The organism is Vibrio genomosp. F10 str. ZF-129, assembly GCF_000287055.2.
Classification (GTDB): domain Bacteria; phylum Pseudomonadota; class Gammaproteobacteria; order Enterobacterales; family Vibrionaceae; genus Vibrio.
The window spans coordinates 1-18,262 of the sequence record NZ_AJYQ02000103.1; the positions used below are offsets into that span (position 1 = coordinate 1).

General features: G+C 43.5%; 10 protein-coding genes and 1 riboswitch. Of the genes, 4 read left to right on the forward strand and 6 right to left on the reverse strand.

Translation table 11 applies throughout. From position 1 onward, the window contains the following. Positions 1–253 precede the first annotated feature (253 nt). Positions 254–3,931, forward strand: coding sequence for a methionine synthase (gene metH / locus A1QO_RS12125; RefSeq protein WP_017040249.1), 3,678 nt, complete (start codon positions 254–256; stop codon positions 3,929–3,931). A gap of 101 nt (positions 3,932–4,032) precedes the next feature. Here metH and A1QO_RS12130 read toward each other — a convergent pair whose 3' ends face one another. Both A1QO_RS12130 and lysC read right to left on the reverse strand, forming a co-directional pair. After that, a complete protein-coding gene (locus tag A1QO_RS12130; protein WP_017041095.1) occupies positions 4,033–5,352 on the reverse strand; it encodes a cation:proton antiporter in 1,320 nt (439 codons plus the stop codon). 249 nt (positions 5,353–5,601) lie between these two features. Next, positions 5,602–6,951: a lysine-sensitive aspartokinase 3 gene (gene lysC, locus A1QO_RS12135; RefSeq protein ID WP_017040247.1), complete on the reverse strand. Its 1,350-nt coding sequence runs from the start codon at positions 6,949–6,951 to the stop codon at positions 5,602–5,604. 104 nt (positions 6,952–7,055) lie between these two features. Further along, positions 7,056–7,232, reverse strand: a riboswitch (Lysine riboswitch). A gap of 167 nt (positions 7,233–7,399) precedes the next feature. Here lysC and A1QO_RS12140 point away from each other — a divergent pair. Further along, on the forward strand, positions 7,400–8,521 hold the full coding sequence (locus tag A1QO_RS12140) for a pyridoxal-phosphate-dependent aminotransferase family protein (protein WP_017040246.1): 1,122 nt from the start codon (positions 7,400–7,402) through the stop codon (positions 8,519–8,521). Positions 8,522–8,579: 58 nt separating this feature from the next. On the opposite strand, the gene A1QO_RS12145 is transcribed toward A1QO_RS12140, so the two are convergent. From A1QO_RS12145 to A1QO_RS12160, 4 genes are all read right to left on the reverse strand, one after another. After that, complete coding sequence (locus A1QO_RS12145) at positions 8,580–10,352, reverse strand: PglL family O-oligosaccharyltransferase (protein ID WP_017040245.1); 1,773 nt, start codon at positions 10,350–10,352, stop codon at positions 8,580–8,582. A gap of 65 nt (positions 10,353–10,417) precedes the next feature. Then, positions 10,418–13,240, reverse strand: coding sequence for an excinuclease ABC subunit UvrA (uvrA, locus tag A1QO_RS12150; RefSeq protein ID WP_017040244.1), 2,823 nt, complete (start codon positions 13,238–13,240; stop codon positions 10,418–10,420). Positions 13,241–13,420: 180 nt separating this feature from the next. Then, the gene (gene galU, locus A1QO_RS12155; RefSeq protein ID WP_017035365.1) at positions 13,421–14,290 is read right to left on the reverse strand and encodes a UTP--glucose-1-phosphate uridylyltransferase GalU; all 870 of its coding nucleotides are present in this window, start codon (positions 14,288–14,290) and stop codon (positions 13,421–13,423) included. Between the two features lie 117 nt (positions 14,291–14,407). Next, on the reverse strand, positions 14,408–15,055 hold the full coding sequence (locus A1QO_RS12160; protein WP_017038245.1) for a LuxR C-terminal-related transcriptional regulator: 648 nt from the start codon (positions 15,053–15,055) through the stop codon (positions 14,408–14,410). Between the two features lie 287 nt (positions 15,056–15,342). Between A1QO_RS12160 and A1QO_RS12165 the strand changes: the two genes are divergently transcribed. After that, positions 15,343–15,900: a single-stranded DNA-binding protein gene (locus tag A1QO_RS12165; protein ID WP_017035367.1), complete on the forward strand. Its 558-nt coding sequence runs from the start codon at positions 15,343–15,345 to the stop codon at positions 15,898–15,900. Positions 15,901–16,244: 344 nt separating this feature from the next. Then, positions 16,245–18,245 (forward strand): RNase E specificity factor CsrD, encoded by a 2,001-nt coding sequence (gene csrD, locus A1QO_RS12170; protein WP_017035368.1) that lies wholly within the window; start codon positions 16,245–16,247, stop codon positions 18,243–18,245. The last annotated feature ends 17 nt before the right edge of the window (positions 18,246–18,262 follow it).

Below are 18,262 nucleotides of genomic sequence, written 5' to 3' on the forward strand. Positions count from 1 at the left end.
AGTCGAAAGACTTGGGCTTTTTTACGTTTGGATAAGATCAAAATTCTCAAAATCCAGTGTCGATATCTTCTATTTTTCGTTCTGATTTTTATTACTTATGCCTCTTAGCTGATATTGCAGCATGACATCAAATCGATAAAACGCCCTTTGGAGATAAATCTATTCGAAGACCCGTTCTTTATTGTTTAGACGTCTAGACAGCTGAATAGACTGTGGTAGGATGTAAGGTATAAAAAAGGAATGAGGCTGTATTGTGGGAAGTAATGTAAAGCAACAGATTGAAGCACAATTAAAGGAAAGAATCTTACTTATCGACGGTGGCATGGGCACCATGATTCAAGATTTTAAGCTTGAAGAAAAGGATTATCGCGGTGAACGGTTTTCTCACTGGCATTGTGATCTTAAGGGAAATAATGACCTATTAGTTCTTTCTCAGCCTCAAATCATTGAAGATATTCATAGCCAGTATCTAGAAGCTGGCGCTGATATCCTTGAGACGAATACATTCAATGCAACCACAATCGCAATGGCTGACTACGAGATGGAAAGCCTGAGTGAAGAGATTAACTTTGAAGCGGCTAAGCTCGCTAGAAAGGTTGCTGATGAGTGGACTCAAAAAACACCACATAAGCCAAGATATGTTGCCGGCGTTTTAGGTCCAACAAACCGAACTTGCACTATTTCACCCGATGTTAATGATCCCGGATTTCGTAACGTAACCTTTGATGAGCTTGTCGAGGCTTACTCTGAATCGACACGCGCTTTGATCAGAGGCGGTTCAGATCTGATTTTGATTGAAACGATCTTTGATACGTTGAATGCCAAAGCGTGTTCATTTGCCGTTGAATCGGTTTTTGAAGAAATGGGCATCACTTTACCTGTTATGATTTCAGGCACCATAACGGATGCTTCTGGGCGTACCCTTTCTGGGCAGACAACGGAAGCTTTCTATAACGCCTTGCGCCACGTAAAACCTATTTCGTTTGGTTTGAACTGTGCGTTAGGTCCAGACGAATTACGTGAGTATGTCAGTGAGTTGTCACGTATTTCAGAATGCAGCGTCTCAGCACACCCTAATGCTGGTCTACCTAACGCGTTCGGTGAGTATGACCTATCTCCAGAAGATATGGCTGAACACGTAAAAGAGTGGGCTGAAAGTGGGTTCTTGAATCTTATTGGTGGCTGTTGCGGTACAACACCTGAACATATTCGACAAATGGCTGAAGCGGTCGAAGGTGTTACTCCTCGTCAGTTACCAGATATTCCAGTGGCGTGCCGTCTTTCTGGTTTAGAGCCTTTAACCATCTCTAAAGAATCTCTATTTGTTAATGTTGGTGAGCGAACTAATGTCACAGGTTCTGCGAGGTTTAAGCGCCTAATAAAAGAAGAACTCTACGACGAAGCGTTGAGCGTTGCCCGCGAGCAAGTGGAGAACGGTGCTCAGATCATTGATATAAACATGGATGAAGGCATGCTGGATGCAGAAGCGTGTATGATTCGTTTCCTTAATTTATGTGCATCGGAGCCAGAGATCTCGAAAGTACCGGTGATGGTCGATTCCTCAAAGTGGGAAGTCATTGAAGCGGGCCTTAAGTGTATTCAAGGTAAGGGTATTGTTAACTCTATTTCTTTAAAAGAAGGTAAAGAGAAGTTCATAGAGCAAGCTAAATTAGTCCGACGATATGGCGCCGCGGTTATTGTGATGGCGTTTGATGAAGTAGGCCAAGCTGATACACGTGAACGAAAAGTAGAAATATGTACTAACGCCTATAATATTTTGGTCGATGAGGTGGGCTTCCCACCTGAAGATATTATTTTTGATCCCAACATATTCGCCGTGGCAACTGGGATTGACGAGCATAACAATTATGCTGTCGACTTTATTGAAGCAGTAGCCGATATTAAGCAAAACCTGCCTCATGCGATGATTTCTGGTGGTGTCTCTAACGTGTCTTTCTCTTTCCGAGGCAACAACTACGTTCGGGAAGCGATTCACGCGGTATTCCTCTACCATTGTTTTAAGCATGGAATGGATATGGGGATCGTTAACGCGGGTCAATTGGAGATATACGATAACGTTCCAGAAGACTTACGCGAAGCGGTAGAAGATGTCGTTCTTAACCGCCGCGATGATTCGACCGAACGTCTGCTTGATATGGCCACGGAATATTTAGAACGGGCGGTCGGTAAAGTCGAAGATAAGTCCGCCCTCGAATGGCGAACATGGCCGGTAGAGAAACGGTTAGAGCATTCCCTTGTTAAAGGCATTACGGATTTCATCGTTGAAGATACCGAAGAAGCCCGTTTGAATGCGGCGCGTCCAATTGAGGTGATTGAAGGTCCCTTGATGGATGGTATGAATGTTGTCGGTGATTTATTTGGTGAAGGTAAAATGTTCCTTCCTCAGGTTGTTAAGTCTGCAAGGGTAATGAAGCAAGCTGTTGCTCATCTAGAGCCATTTATTAATGCAACTAAAGATGTTGGCGCGACTAACGGTAAAATTTTATTGGCCACCGTCAAAGGGGATGTTCACGATATCGGTAAGAACATAGTCGGTGTTGTTCTCCAGTGTAATAACTATGACATTATCGATTTGGGTGTAATGGTTTCTTGCGAAAAAATCTTAAAAGTCGCAAAAGAAGAAAACGTTGATATTATTGGCCTATCTGGGTTAATCACCCCGTCTTTGGATGAAATGGTTCATGTCGCCAAAGAAATGGAGCGTCAAGGATTTGATATTCCGCTTCTTATTGGTGGTGCGACAACCTCTAAAGCCCATACTGCGGTGAAAATTGAACAAAATTATTCTCAACCCGTGGTTTATGTAAATAATGCATCCCGTGCTGTCGGTGTTTGTACATCGTTACTGTCCGATGAATTAAAACCAGCATTTACAGAAAAGCTGGATTTGGATTATGAACGTGTCCGTGATCAACATGCTCGTAAAACCCCCCGCACTAAGCCAGTGACGTTAGAAAAAGCTCGCCAAAACAAGGTTGATATCGATTGGGCTGCTTACACACCACCCGCACCAGCAAAGCCGGGTATTCATATTTTCAAAGATTTTGATGTGTCGGTTCTACGTCAGTACATCGATTGGACTCCGTTTTTCATGACTTGGACATTAATGGGGAAATACCCTGCCATTTTAGACCATGAAGAAGTCGGTGAAGAGGCTAGACGCCTTTTCAAAGATGCGAATGACTTACTCGATCGCGTTGAGAAAGAGAAGCTTCTTGAAGCGAGAGGGATGTGCGGTTTGTTCCCTGCGAACAGTGTTGGTGACGATATTGAAGTGTACACCGATGAATCTCGCACAGAGGTTCTTAAGGTATTGCATAATCTACGTCAGCAAACGGATAAGCCGAAAGGTTTTAATTATTGCTTATCTGATTACATTGCACCCAAAGAGAGCGGCAAAGCGGATTGGATTGGCGGTTTTGCTGTAACCGGTGGTATTGGCGAAAGAGAATTAGCTGATGCATACAAAGCGGCGGGTGATGATTACAACGCGATCATGATTCAAGCTGTGGCTGATCGTCTTGCGGAAGCCTTTGCTGAATATTTGCATAAAGAAGTACGTAAAGAAATTTGGGGATACGCTCCAGGTGAAGACCTAAGTAATGACGATCTGATCCGCGAAAAGTATCAAGGAATTCGTCCTGCACCCGGTTATCCGGCGTGTCCAGAACATACCGAAAAAGGGACGTTATGGGAGATGATGAATGTTGAAGAAGCGATCGATATGTCATTGACCAGCAGTTATGCTATGTGGCCAGGCGCCTCAGTATCAGGTATGTACTTTTCTCATCCTGATTGTCGATATTTTGCCATTGCTCAAATTCAACAAGATCAGGTTGAAAGTTATGCCGAGCGTAAAGGCTGGGACATATTGGAAGCAGAAAAATGGTTGGGACCTAATATCAACTAATGCTCTTGTCGTAACCTAGGACATCAAAAGAAAAGAGCTGCCTATTAGGCAGCTCTTTGTATATCGACGACTTTATACATAGAGGTTATGGAGAAGCTGACTTATTCTATAGTGCCAGTGCCAGTGCCAGTGCCAGTGCCAGAGGAGGTGTCTTGTTCCGCTTGTTTGGCTTTCTCAATCATGGGCGTAATCGTAGAGCCCTGGATCAAAATGGAGAAAACAACAACCGAATAAGTCATGACCAAAATGATTTCTTTCACATCAATCAGCTTGTCAGGTATCACCCAAATCCCAGAAGGAATAGAAAGAGCCATTGCTAAAGCTAACCCACCTCGCAGTCCTCCCCAAGTGAGTATTCTCACTGACCAAGGATTGTAACTTCGAAAACGTTGGAAGCCGAGATAGGAAACAAAAACACTGAAGTAACGAGCGAACAGCACCAATGGAATTGAGAACGCCATTAAAATCCAATCTTCTTGGTGGAATTTAAAAAGTAGCATCGACATGCCAATCAAGAGGAATAAAATGCCATTTAAGAACTCATCGACGAGTTCCCAAAAATGATCTAAGTGCTCTTCACTCTCTTTTGAGAATCCGGTAAAACGAGTCCAGTTGCCAATCATGATACCCGATACCACCATAGATAAAGGCCCTGAGACATGAATGATATCCGCAAAGACGTACCCTGCAGTTGGGATTCCGATGGTCAGTAATAATTCCATGGAATGGTCGTCAGTGGCACTGATTAAGTAATGAAAAAGAAGGCCGAGAACAAAGCCATATACAATTCCTCCAAGAGCCTCTTGGGCAAACAATAAGCTGACACTTCCGATAGTTGGTGTTTCTGTCCCAAACGCGATAGTAAAAATAGTGACGAAAATCACCAAACCAAAGCCGTCATTAAATAAAGACTCACCTTCTATTTGTGTAGAGATTCGTTTAGGCGCATCAAGTTTTTTTACAATCGCCAACACAGCAATCGGGTCTGTTGGGGAGATGAGTGAACCAAACAACAAGCAATAGACAAAATCAAAGGGAATGCCAATCAGTTGACAGAACCCATACAAGATACCACCAATGAGAAACGTCGAAATCAATGTCGCCCCTAGTGCTAAAGCGGTAATTTCCCATTTTTGGTCTTTCAGGTTTGGCAGCTTAATTCCTAGGCCACCACCGAATAACAGAAACCCAAGAATGCCTTTTAGGAGAAAGTCTTCAAAGTTGATACTTGCAATGGTGGTCGTCGCGATGTCTGTCAATTGAAACCAGTTATTTTGACCCACTATTAAAATAGCCAATGACAGCACCATTGCTCCTGCTGTAATCGCAATGGTGGTTTGCATCTTTACGATTTTATTGTTGAGAAACGCAATCAGCATTGCTGCTGCTGAGAGAAAGCAAAGTGTGTAGTAGATGGACATTGGCTCATGACTTTGTAACAAAATATGTCGTGAAATTTTCAACGCTGCTAGCTTAAATAGCAATCATTATTTGTCATGTTTGCGTGAGTAAGTAAACTATCTAGATAGGGGATAGTCAGAAATAAAAAGTAGATTGATTCTGATGGTGGCTAGCGGAAGTAATGTGTTTTGTGGTTTGTATTACGAAGGATTTGTAGAATGAATGACTAGAAATGCAGGGCTACCATGATGAGCAGCCCTGCGTTGTCGTTATTCAAACAATTCAGTGTGAAGCTTTTGAATAGCCGATTTAGAATCAGCTTCATTGAGTAAGAAACATAGGTTATGAGCGCTTGCACCATAACAAATCATACGTAAATTGAAGTCTTCTAGCGTGCCAAAGACCTGCTTTGCGTAGCCTTTACTTCCACTCATGTTATTGCCGATTAAGGCCACCAAGCAAAGACCATGTTCGACTTCCACATGACATAATTCTTCCAGTTCAATTCGTGCCTGCTCAGGAAGTTGTGGTGCGCCGCCTGATGTGTCTGTTTGATCTAATGTTAATGAAACACTGATTTCTGACGTTGTGATCAAATCGACGGATATCTTATGCTTAGCCAGAATTTCAAACACCTTGGCAAGGAAACCATACGCATGAAACATATTGGCGCTACGAAGGGTAACCATTGTTTGGTTGGTTCGTAAGGCCAATGCACGAAACAGTGGAGAAGACTCTGCGTGGTGACGAATCCACGTGCCACCACGTTCTGGTTCTTTGGACGATCCCACAAATACTGGGATGTCATGGCGAAGCGCGGGAACTAACGTCGATGGGTGAAGGATTTTCGCACCGAAGTTCGCCATTTCTGAAGCTTCGCTAAAGCTAATTTCAGGAATCGGTGAAGCTTTAGGTGCAATTCGAGGGTCTGTGGTATAGATACCAGGAACATCTGTCCATATTGCGAGGCCCGAAGCTTCAACACTTTCAGCGATCAGGGCTGCGCTGTAATCACTGCCTCCGCGGCCTAGTGTTGTCGTATTGCCATCGGCATCTGAACCGATAAACCCTTGGGTAATAACAACGTGTTCTTGGCAAAGTGGCGCTAATTTATCTTTCGCTAATGCAGAGGTCTCTTCCAGTTGCGGTTCAGCACGGCCAAAGGTTCCATCTGTTCTCAGTATTTCTCTAATATCAAAGCGAACAGCATTAATACCGCGCTCTCTCATCACCCGAGTCAGGATGTAAGTTGACATTAATTCACCACACGCCACCAAATGGTCAGTTAGCTTGGTACTAGCCTGAATGGAAGCGGCTTCAGCCAGGTTTGCTACCGTCTCTAAGATTGCATTCACCTCAGATGCCGTCTCTGCCCCGTCACTTAGGCTGGATATAATCGAATCGTGGATGGTGGCAATGTTTTGTAAAATGTCACTGCGTCGTTCTTGGTCTGAAACACCGTTGGCGAGTTCAACAAGTAAATTAGTGACTCCAGAGCATGCGCTGCTAACGACAAGCTTAGTTTCTGGATTGTTTTCGATAATAGCAGCACAACGGCTCATCGCTTCAAAGTTGGCTACGCTGGTCCCACCAAATTTGGCGACATTGAATGCGCTCACAGCATTTCTCCTACAACGGGTAAAAAATAAACAGGTTGATAATAACCTAATGTTCTTTAGCGAAGAGAATCGTTGAGCGAAAAAGAGGTGCATATAGATAGATTGACCTCAGAAGCTCATCACTAGGCGGTGCTAGTGACAGTTAAGGGGATTCAGCCCACTTAACCGATAAACATAACCCTTACATTACGTTTACCTCGGCACTGCTCCCCATTGATATATTGTATTGGAATTAAGGTTCCACCATATATCTGCCTGGGCAGTGCTCCTCTTCTGCATAAAGCTCGTTCATTGAACGGTTTTGTCGGTTGAATGTCAATGGATATTTGTTACCACGAATTAATTACAAAGTGTGATCATCAATTCACACTAGACTTACGCCGCATTGATAGCTCTGGGGATTTGATCTAGTGTAGTTACTCAAACCATCGTGTAATAAGGAGCATGCATGCCAATTCAAAGTTTTATCCCCCCTCAACGGATACTTATGGGGCCTGGACCATCTGATATTTCTCCCCAAGTATTGCAAGCTTTAAGTCGCCCAATTGTTGGCCATTTAGACCCGTTATTTATTGGCATGATGGACGAAGTGAAACAGCTACTTAAGTACGCTTTCCAGACAGATAATGAGTTTACGATTGCCGTTTCTGCTCCTGGTAGCGCAGGCATGGAAGCGTGTTTTGTTAACCTTATTGAGCCAGGAGAGAAAGTCATCGTTTGCCGCAATGGGGTTTTTGGTGAGCGAATGCGAGAGAATGTCACACGTGCAGGTGCCAAAGCCATCGTTGTGGACGACGAATGGGGTGCCCCTGTCAGCACAGATAAAGTAGAGCAAGCGTTTAAAGAGAATCCTGATGCCAAAATATTGGCTTTTGTTCATGCGGAAACGTCTACTGGCGCGCTTTCTGATGCGCAGGCATTGAGTCAAATTGCGAAACAGTATCATGCTCTTACTATTGTCGATGCCGTCACCTCGTTGGGTGGGGTGCCATTGAAAGTCGATGAATGGGAACTCGATGCAGTTTATTCGGGAAGCCAAAAGTGCCTATCTTGCGTGCCAGGGTTATCCCCGTTAACTCTTTCACCTAAAGCTATCGAGAAAATTAATGCTCGTACGACGCCGGTTCAAAGCTGGTTCCTTGACCAGAGTCTCGTTCTGGGATATTGGAGTGGAGAGGGCAAGCGAAGCTACCATCATACAGCACCCGTCAACAGCCTCTATGCATTACACGAGTCGTTATTGATGCTCAAACGTGAAGGGTTAGAAAATGCCTGGCAACGACATAAAGAGATGCATGCGAAATTAAAAGTGGGATTAGAAAAGCTTGGCTTCACATTTGTCGTTAATGAAGACTCTCGACTTCCTCAGCTTAATGCGATTTATATTCCAGACGGGGTAGATGATGCGCAAGTTAGGTCAACCTTGCTTGAAAAGTATAATCTTGAAATAGGAGCGGGATTAGGGAGTTTAGCGGGTAAAGCCTGGCGGATTGGTTTAATGGGGTATGCTGCTAGAAATGAGAATGTTTCTTTATGTTTACGAGCATTGGAAGAAACACTGCATCAGTAACGATCATTTGCAATCGTAGTCTACATTGATAAAGGGGCATTCTAGCCCCTTTATGGTTTTATTCGCTCGGTGTAGATTCTGCCGCTGACGTTTCTTCCGCTGACGATTGTGGCCTATATTGAATGGCGGTAAAGTCTTTATTAGGAAATAAATACTGCGCTTCAGCTCGAATTTGTTCTGCTCGGCTACTGTCCCCCAATCCTTGGTACGCAAGAATTAAGTTACTGTAAAACGCGGGTCTAGGCTTCGACTGAATCATGTCAAGCGACCACTGTATGTAGGGTTTGATTAACTCAGGTTCTTGGGTGTGTAACCCAATATTGAGATAAGTGCTGTATATATCCCAGTCAAAGCGATCTTTCCAAACGACAGGATTCGTCACTCGATCTAATATCTCAGGTTGTTTTGGTGATGAGCGTTCAAACAAAGTGAGAACATAGTTAGTGTGTAGGGCGCTGAACATATAGAAGCTGGTGATCAGGGGAGTAATAATGCACGTTACTCTAAGCAAACTTTTTGTAAATTGACCAAAATGAAGACGCTTATAACTGGCGACACGTTGATCCACCCAGAACAATAGGATCATGAATGTGATCCAGTGAATGGCTGAATGGTAAAATGGGTATTCAAGTTGGGAATGCACGACTATCGGAACAAACAGCGCAAACATGGCGAGCCTTATCCCCTTCTTTGCATAGTAAATACGAGAAAGCACTAAGCTTGCCGCTAACAAAATCGCCAGGAGCGGGATAAGCCCGCCTTCGACCCCCCAAAATAGCAGCTCATTGTGAGGGTGGTCCATGGCGGGTAAGCCGGGTTTGTAACTTGGGTTCAATTGGTGCTGACGAGCAGTGTAAAGTATGTATTCCGCTTCAAACTTACCGTAGCCGTATCCGGTAAATGGTTTTTCAATCACCATATCAAGCGCTTGAGGAAAAGTGTATTTTCTAGGGCTCTCTAAATCCGCTTTGCTAGAAAGCAGCGCATCTGTGCCCTGTGAATGTGTAGCGAAAAAACCTAATCCAACCCCGAGAAGGCAGCAGGTTACCCAGGAAAAAAATCGCTTACGTGTCGAATATTTGTATAAGTATGGAAGCACAAAACACAGTGAAATGATGGCACCTAACCAACCGGTTCGAGAGGCTATAATGATCAAAAGAGGGGCGGTTAATAAGGGTATCAAGCATAAAAATGAGGTTTCACTCAAGCGACCGTATTTATTGGTTTGTCGTGCAAGCAAATACGCCGATATCACTAACCCTGTAGCCAGGAAACTTGCCATGACATTCGGTTGCTGAAATATACCGTATGGTCTGTTACGTATCGCATCATAGCCAAACATATTATTAGGTTCTAAAAGTAGGTATTGATAGAATCCAAATACAGATTGAATAAAAACGGCGATAACAATAAACCACAACAGTCTCTGTTTATGTTTATTACTGAAACGAAATTGTTGCAAGAGGACAAACAGTAAAAAGCCAGCCCAAAGACCGACGAGCCGCCCTAGTGCTGCTGATGTCGTTGCATTACCGTATAGCGTTGGAACGGTCATTAAGAGACAGCATACCAGCAGACCAATCGTCAATTTTGAATACATCAGAGATTGGTTGGTGGCTAATTGATAAAGCCCAATAGAAAGGGTGACGGATAAGGCAGTCCAAGTGGTGGCATTAAAAGAAAGTGCTAGCCCTGATCCTCCCGGATTTGGCATAAAAAAATGCATCGCCACGATAAAGACAACAGCGAGAGAGATTAAGAATGGCTTATTGAGAGGAATGCTTGGTGCATGAGGTTCAAGGCGGGTGCCACCAGTATGCAATATTGCCATGTGATTACTCATCCTATATAAAGAAACCAGCGTCACTGCTGGTTTCTTTATCTTAGCGTTTATTTCTATTTTAACATAGGTTTAAGAAAACGAGCGGTGTGAGAACCTTTCACTTTTGCGACTGATTCGGGCGTACCTTCAGCGACAATTTCTCCACCACCTTGGCCACCCTCCGGACCTAAATCAACGACCCAATCTGCTGTCTTGACGACGTCGAGGTTGTGTTCGATGACCACCACGGTATTTCCATGATCGCGTAATCGGTGCAAAACGGTGAGTAATTGCTGAATATCGTGAAAGTGCAATCCGGTTGTGGGTTCATCTAGGATATACAATGTTTTGCCTGTATCTCGCTTAGATAGCTCGCGAGCTAATTTAACCCTTTGTGCTTCCCCACCCGATAAGGTGGTCGCTGCTTGCCCAAGCCTAATATAGGAAAGGCCGACATCCATTAACGTCTGTAATTTTCGGGCAATAACCGGTACAGGTTCAAAGAAAGCGCGTGCATCTTCGACGGTCATCTGTAGAACTTCATCAATACTCTTACTTTTGTAGTGCACTTCTAAGGTTTCACGATTGTAGCGTTTTCCTTTACATGCATCACACGAGACGTAGACATCTGGAAGAAAGTGCATCTCAACTTTGATCATGCCATCCCCTTGGCACGCTTCACAGCGCCCACCACGAACGTTGAAACTAAATCGACCAGGTTTATACCCTCGTGAACGAGACTCTTGCGTTCCAGCAAACAGTTCTCGGATTGGCGTGAAGATGCCGGTATAGGTCGCGGGGTTAGATCGCGGTGTTCTGCCTATTGGGCTTTGATCAATATCGATCACTTTATCGAAGTGTTCTAGCCCCTTTATTTTCTTGTAAGGCGCAGGCGTTGCTGTGGTTGCACCATTTAAAGCGGTATGAGCAATCTTAAAGAAGGTGTCGTTGATCAATGTCGACTTACCCGAACCAGATACGCCAGTGACACAAGTGAACAGGCCAACAGGCAGTGATAGTGTGACTTCTTTTAAGTTATTGCCGGTAGCGCCGATAAGTTCAACGGTTTTCTTTGGATCTTTTTTAGTGCGTTGCTTGGGTATCTCTATTTTTTTGACGCCGCTTAAGTACTGACCAGTGAGAGATTCCGGAGTTGCGATAATCTCTTCCATGGTTCCTTCCGCTACGATGTGACCACCATGAACACCAGCCCCTGGGCCGATATCAATCACATGATCGGCACATCGAATCGCGTCCTCATCGTGCTCGACGACTAAAACGGTATTTCCCAAGTCACGGAGGTGTGTCAGGGTTTTAAGCAATCTTTCGTTATCGCGTTGATGCAGACCAATTGATGGTTCATCTAGAACGTACATAACCCCAACAAGCCCAGCTCCAATTTGACTGGCAAGTCTGATACGTTGGGCTTCTCCGCCAGACAAAGTTTCGGCACTGCGCGATAGGTTAAGGTAGTTAAGACCGACGTTAACCAGAAATTGAAGGCGATCATTGATCTCTTTCATCACTTTATCGGCTATTTGCCCACGCTGGCCATCAAGCTTTAAGTTTTGGAAGAAGTCGAGTGCTTCAGCAATACTAAACTCAACAATTTGAGGTAAGGCGGTATCATTGATGAATACATTACGTGCTTCGATTCTCAAGCGTGTTCCATTGCACCCTGTACAAGACTTCGTTGAGATGTATTTCACCAAATCTTCTCTGACCGCATTTGATTCCGTATCACGATAACGGCGTTCTAAGGTATTAAGAATGCCTTCAAAGGGATGACGTTTAACGCGAATATCACCGCGATCATTGATGTACTTAAACTCTACTTCAGTTCGACCTGAACCTTTTAATATAATCTCTCGAGTCTTTTTAGGTAGCTTCTTAAAAGGGGTGTTAAGGTCAAAACCATAATGATCGGCTAATGAGGTGAGCATTTGAAAGTAGTAATAGTTTTTTTGATCCCATCCGCGAATCGCTCCATCGGCTAGGCTCGCATTCTCATCCATAATGACGCGTTCAGGATCAAAATATTGTTGAACCCCCAAACCATCACAAGTTCCGCAGGCACCTGCTGGGTTATTAAATGAGAACAACCTTGGCTCAAGCTCTTGCATGCTATAACCACAATGTGAACAAGCAAAATTGGCAGAAAAGACAATTTCCTCACCCTCTTCATCCATTGGCGTCACCACTACGATTCCGCCAGAGAGCTCGAGAGTGGTTTCTATAGATTCCGCCAAACGTTGCTGCAAATCATCACGAACTTTAAATCGGTCGACCACGACTTCGATAGTGTGTTTTTTGTGAAGTTCCAATGTTGGTGGATCGGAAAGATCGCAAGTTTCACCATCAATACGGGCGCGTATAAAGCCTTGAGCCGCGAGGTTTTCAAGTGTTTTTACATGCTCACCTTTACGCTCCTTGATGATGGGAGCCAGAAGCATTCTCTTAGAACCCTGAGGCAGTTCTAAGATTCTATCAACCATTTGGCTGACGGTTTGAGCCGCGAGTGGGGTATTGTGCTCTGGGCATCGTGGTTCGCCAACGCGCGCGTAAAGTAATCGTAAGTAATCATACACCTCTGTTATGGTTCCCACCGTTGAGCGCGGGTTATGGGAGGTGGATTTTTGTTCAATAGAAATCGCGGGAGACAGCCCTTCGATATGATCGACATCCGGCTTTTCCATGAGCGAAAGAAATTGGCGAGCATAAGCTGACAAAGACTCAACATAACGGCGCTGCCCTTCGGCATAAAGCGTATCAAAAGCGAGAGAGGATTTTCCTGATCCAGAAAGTCCGGTGACAACGATTAATTTATCGCGAGGAATGGTGAGGTTGATATCTTTAAGGTTATGGGTTCGTGCACCGCGAACTTCAATTGTGTCCATTGTCTAAGCTCATTGAAATACTAAGTGCTGCAAGTATTACATAGTGTGGCAATTGTGCAAATAAAATACTGGATAAAAAAACAGTAAGACCACTTTGATACCAAAGTGGCCTTAGGTGTAACGGCAAAAGACTTGGCGTTATTGTTAGTTGACTCCAAGGCGATTTAGCACTCGATCTTATTACTCTTTATGGGTTGAGTGCTTACCGAGCTCCGTTGTTTTTTCATCTTTTAGGTAGAGATTTTCAAAGCAGTAGTTAGTGGCTTCAATATAGCCTTCAACACTACCGCAATCAAAACGGTTGCCTTTGAATTTATAAGCCAATACACAGCCAGATTTCGCTTGTTTAAGAAGCGCATCGGTAATCTGAATTTCACCACCTTTGCCTGGTTCAGTTTGCTCAATTAATTCGAAAATGTCTGGAGTCAGAATATAACGACCAATAATCGCTAAGTTGCTTGGCGCAGTGCCTTGCTCTGGTTTCTCTACCATGTCGTCGACACGGAAAAGATCATCTTTAATCATTTCACCTGAAATCACACCGTATTTGTGAGTTTCATCTTCAGGTACTTCCTGAACCGCAACAATTGAACAGCGGAACTGTTTATACAGTGAAACCATTTGCGCCAACACACCTTGTTGCTCATTGACACAAAGGTCATCGGCCAGCACAACAGCGAAAGGTTCATCACCAATAAGGTCACGACCAGTGAGTATGGCATGGCCAAGGCCTTTCATTTCTTTTTGACGGATATAAGTGAAACTCGCACTGTCGATCACTTTACGGATATCGACGAGCAACTCTTCCTTATTCGTGCCACTGATCTGATGTTCCAGTTCATAATTCTTATCAAAGTGGTCCATGATCGAATGTTTGCCACGACCAGTAACAATACACATACCATTCATACCCGCTTGAATCGCTTCTTCAACACCGTATTCGATGAGTGGTTTGTTGACCACTGGCATCATTTCTTTTGGCATTGATTTAGTGGCTGGCAGAAAACGAGTTCCGTAACCTGCTGCCGGGAAGAGGCACTTTTTGATCATGATAAAACCCTTTGTAATTCCGTATAAATAATGATTTTGCGTCAAGATAACATGCTTTATGTTCCTGGCTAGTTAACCACGGTTTATCTAGTACAGAATTCATACTTTGTCGCCAAATTAAGACGCTAAATTTTGATTGGCCCATGCTATCGCCTGCACTCGATTTTTAACAGAGAGTTTTTTGAAAATCTGATAAAGATGTGATTTTACCGTAAATTCACTAATGAATAGGCTATCAGCAATTTGAATATTGGATGAATTATCTTGAAGGCAGCGCAATATCTGCAGTTCACGAGAGGTTAAGTCAACGATCACAGGAGCGGTGTTGCTGTTGAGCACATGACGATAATAGTGCAACAGTTGACTTGTTACCTTTCGGGGGAGCCAGTTTTGTCCATTAATGATTTCTCCAAGCCCTCGAACAATATCTTCGACATTTGTGTAAGTGTAAAATAACCCTTTTAGGTTGCCAAAGTAGAGTAACTCGTCGGTCGTAAGCCGCTTATTGAGGTTGAAAATAATCACTTCAAAGTTCTTATCTGTAATCGGTAAATTACGAACTTGTTGTTGAAGTTGTTTATGAGTTTGATAATCGATCAGTAAAATCTTATGTCGGTGTTTTGGGTTGGCTTCGAGTAAATCGTTGGGCTCTATTTTTGGAAGTTCTATCGATAGTTCGGCCTCCAATCGACTGACGTAAGGATAGTCTGCGTGCTTATCTTCACATAAAAAATAAACGGTTCGAGTGTAATCTGCTTTTCTCATTATATACCTTCCTAGCCTGTTACATTATGTTTACAAAATGAAGCAAGCCGAGCTGAATATCTAGGCATATTGAGGCGGAGTATGTTGTTTTGCGTCTGGTTTCATATTGTTAGGTAATTTACTTATTTGTCATTTAGATGAGATAGGGGAGGGTTCAAAAAACGAGTAAATAAAATCTTGATTGGCTCATACAATTAGATGGATTTTTTAATACGATTTGAGCCTGTGTTAAAGCATGCTATCCTACCCCTCAGAATTTTTTAGACATCATTTAGACGGAGCAGAGCATGGCAAGCCGTGGCGTAAATAAAGTCATCATTATGGGTAACCTTGGGCAAGACCCTGAGGTTAAGTACACTGCCAATGGTAGTGCGATTGCAAATATTACAGTCGCCACTTCTGAAACTTGGCGTGACAAGCAAACTGGTGAACAACGCGAAAAGACAGAGTGGCACCGTGTTGTGTTATTTGGAAAAACAGCTGAAATTGCAGGTGAATACTTACGTAAGGGCTCTCAAGTTTATCTTGAAGGTCAACTGCAAACACGAAAGTGGCAAGATCAAAGTGGTCAAGATCGTTACTCAACTGAAGTCGTTGTTCAGTGGCCAGCAGGTCAAATGCAACTGTTAGGTGGGCGTGGTCAAGGTGGTGGCGGTCAACAGGCTAGTCAGCAGCAAAATAATAACTGGGGCCAACCTCAGCAACCAGCCATGCAGCAACAGCAGCCAGCGATGCAACAGCCTCAATCGGCTCCTCAGCACAAACCGGCTCAACAAGCTCCACAGCAAGCTCAGCCTCAATATAACGAGCCACCAATGGATTTCGATGACGATATCCCGTTCTAGCCACGTTTGATGGAGAAATCTCAGAATTTAATACTCTGTGAATATCTAGAATTAATAATACAAACTAAAGCTCCGTAGTACGGGGCTTTTTTTTGTGATTGCGTTATTGATTCTATTCACTGCATCCTCGTGGCGAACTGCATGATCACTTGTGATCTCTAATACTCGTGGCGCTTTAAGAGAGAGATCACGTTTGGCTAACAAAGTTCGATAACAGTAGTCAAAATAAAACGAGTTCTTGGAGACTTTTTAATATAGTAACAGTAGAGGCAAATGATTTGCTTTCTTGTTGATAACAGCACACTGAAACCGGTCAATAAAATATAGAAAGGAACTCTTAATTTATGAGGTTTACTCCGACCTTAAAGCTCAGTACAAGGCTGGTGGCTTTTGTTACCATCATTGTGATCAGCGCGACCTTTATTTTATTTGTCGGTGGCACACTGACATTCAAAAAAATTGGCCAAGAATATCTTAATCATTATTTGGACGGCATTGTTGTCGTTGTTGATAGAGAAATGGAAGATCCTGAATCGGCGCAATCCATGCAGCGTTGGATGCCCAAAATGCTGCAAGCATCACGCATTGTCGAAATGCAGCTATCTTCACCAGCAGGAATCGTATATCAGTTTAACGATACCGATTCTCGGGTTGACCCTTCACGCTTGTACAACAAAACTTATCGACTGGAAAGAAACAGTGGCTATCAAGTGACTTTCAAGGCCGTTCCACCGTATCTAGGTTCTACCGACTCTTTTGGTGCCTTATGGACGATCACTCTCGCCGTTAGCTTGATCATATTTTGTCTAGTCAGAGGTGTTAAATGGCTCAAAGAACAGCTATTGGGATCGGAGCTGTTAGAGGAACGTGGGAGAATGATCTTGGCGGGGCGTGTCGAGCAGTTTGCAAAAGGGGATCTCAGGGAGTGGCCGTATACAGCAAGTGAGGCATTGGATTGTTTGATTGAAGAGTTACAAGATGCCCGCCAAGAGAGAAGTCGATTTGATACTTTTATCCGAACTCAAACGTTCTTAGATCAACTGACTGGAACAGCAAATCGCGTGTTATTTGACAGTAAACTAGAGTCAGTTTTGCATGAAAGTGGTTCTCATGGTGCTGTCATTCTGCTGAGAGTGGATGACTGGGAAGATGTTAAAGAACTGAATGGTAAAAGTGTCAGTGACGATTTCATTGTGGAATTGGCAGAAGCCATTAGTGGAGTCATACAGCGTTACCCTGATGTGCTGTTGTCTCGATATTATAGCTCTGATTTTGCGATATTTGTTCCATACCAGGGGACAAAGGAAGTGACACATCTTGTTAACGCATGCATGAAGCAGCTGGTTAAAATCTCTCCACCATCCCCAGTCGATAAAGACAATTGGTGCCATATGGGGGTGACCAATTTTAACCAGGGAGATCGCCAGGGCAAGATCATGGATGAGGCTGAAATTGCGCTCAAGAGTGCCCAGTTACAGCAAATTAATACCTGGAGCCGATTTAATAAAGCAACCGTGGATCAAGAAGATCGTGGTAGCGTTCGCTGGCGTACCCTGTTTGATCAGACGTTAACACCAGAAAATATTCGCGTATTCGGTCAGCCTTGCTATTTGCTATCGGCAACGAGCGAACTTAAGTTGATTCACCATGAATTGTTTGCGCGGATAGACGATCCAGAGAAAGGCACACTCAAGGCTTCAAGATTCAATGCAGCCATTGAGCAGGTGGGTTATGAGCTTAAGATGGATCGCGCAATACTCAGAAAAACAATAACATGTATGAAAGAATCTCAGTTAAACCTATGTTATTCTGTAAACCTTCATGTCAGTCCATTTGCAGATAAAGAACACTTTAAGTGGCTGCGTAATGAATTATTACAACTGACGTCTCAAACTCGCTTACAATTGAGTTTTGAATTTTCTGAAGGGCGTTTGATTAAACACCTGGATTATATGAGGCCCGTCATACGGATGCTCTCAGGATTAGGGTGTCAGGTTATTGTTGGTCAAGCGGGGCGAACAATAGTTAGTACCCACTATTTAAAAGACTTAAAGGTCGATTACCTTAAGTTGCATCGAAGTTTGATTAAACGAATTGACCAAAGAGATGAGAATCAACTCTTTGTAAGAAGCATAATCGGTGCATGCAGTGGCGGAAAAACTCAGGTCATTGCAGTGGGTGTCGAAACGAAAGCAGAGCATAAGACGCTGATAGACCTCGGTGTACATGGCGTTCAAGGGCGACTGTTCGATACAGAATTAGAAGTATGGGCTAGAATAAATAACAAAGCTCATACTAATGTTTCAAATAAAATAAAGCCGGGTCGACGAAACCGATGGCGATAATTTAACGAAAGTGATCA

Excerpts from the sequence above, each read along its gene's own strand:
- galU (WP_017035365.1), bottom strand. The coding sequence starts at position 14,290 with ATGATCAAAAAGTGCCTCTTCCCGGCAGCAGGTTACGGAACTCGTTTT.
- uvrA (WP_017040244.1), bottom strand. The coding sequence starts at position 13,240 with ATGGACACAATTGAAGTTCGCGGTGCACGAACCCATAACCTTAAAGAT.
- A1QO_RS12160 (WP_017038245.1), bottom strand. The coding sequence starts at position 15,055 with ATGAGAAAAGCAGATTACACTCGAACCGTTTATTTTTTATGTGAAGAT.
- A1QO_RS12165 (WP_017035367.1), top strand. The coding sequence starts at position 15,343 with ATGGCAAGCCGTGGCGTAAATAAAGTCATCATTATGGGTAACCTTGGG.
- A1QO_RS12130 (WP_017041095.1), bottom strand. The coding sequence starts at position 5,352 with ATGTCCATCTACTACACACTTTGCTTTCTCTCAGCAGCAGCAATGCTG.
- csrD (WP_017035368.1), top strand. The coding sequence starts at position 16,245 with ATGAGGTTTACTCCGACCTTAAAGCTCAGTACAAGGCTGGTGGCTTTT.
- A1QO_RS12145 (WP_017040245.1), bottom strand. The coding sequence starts at position 10,352 with ATGGCAATATTGCATACTGGTGGCACCCGCCTTGAACCTCATGCACCA.
- A1QO_RS12140 (WP_017040246.1), top strand. The coding sequence starts at position 7,400 with ATGCCAATTCAAAGTTTTATCCCCCCTCAACGGATACTTATGGGGCCT.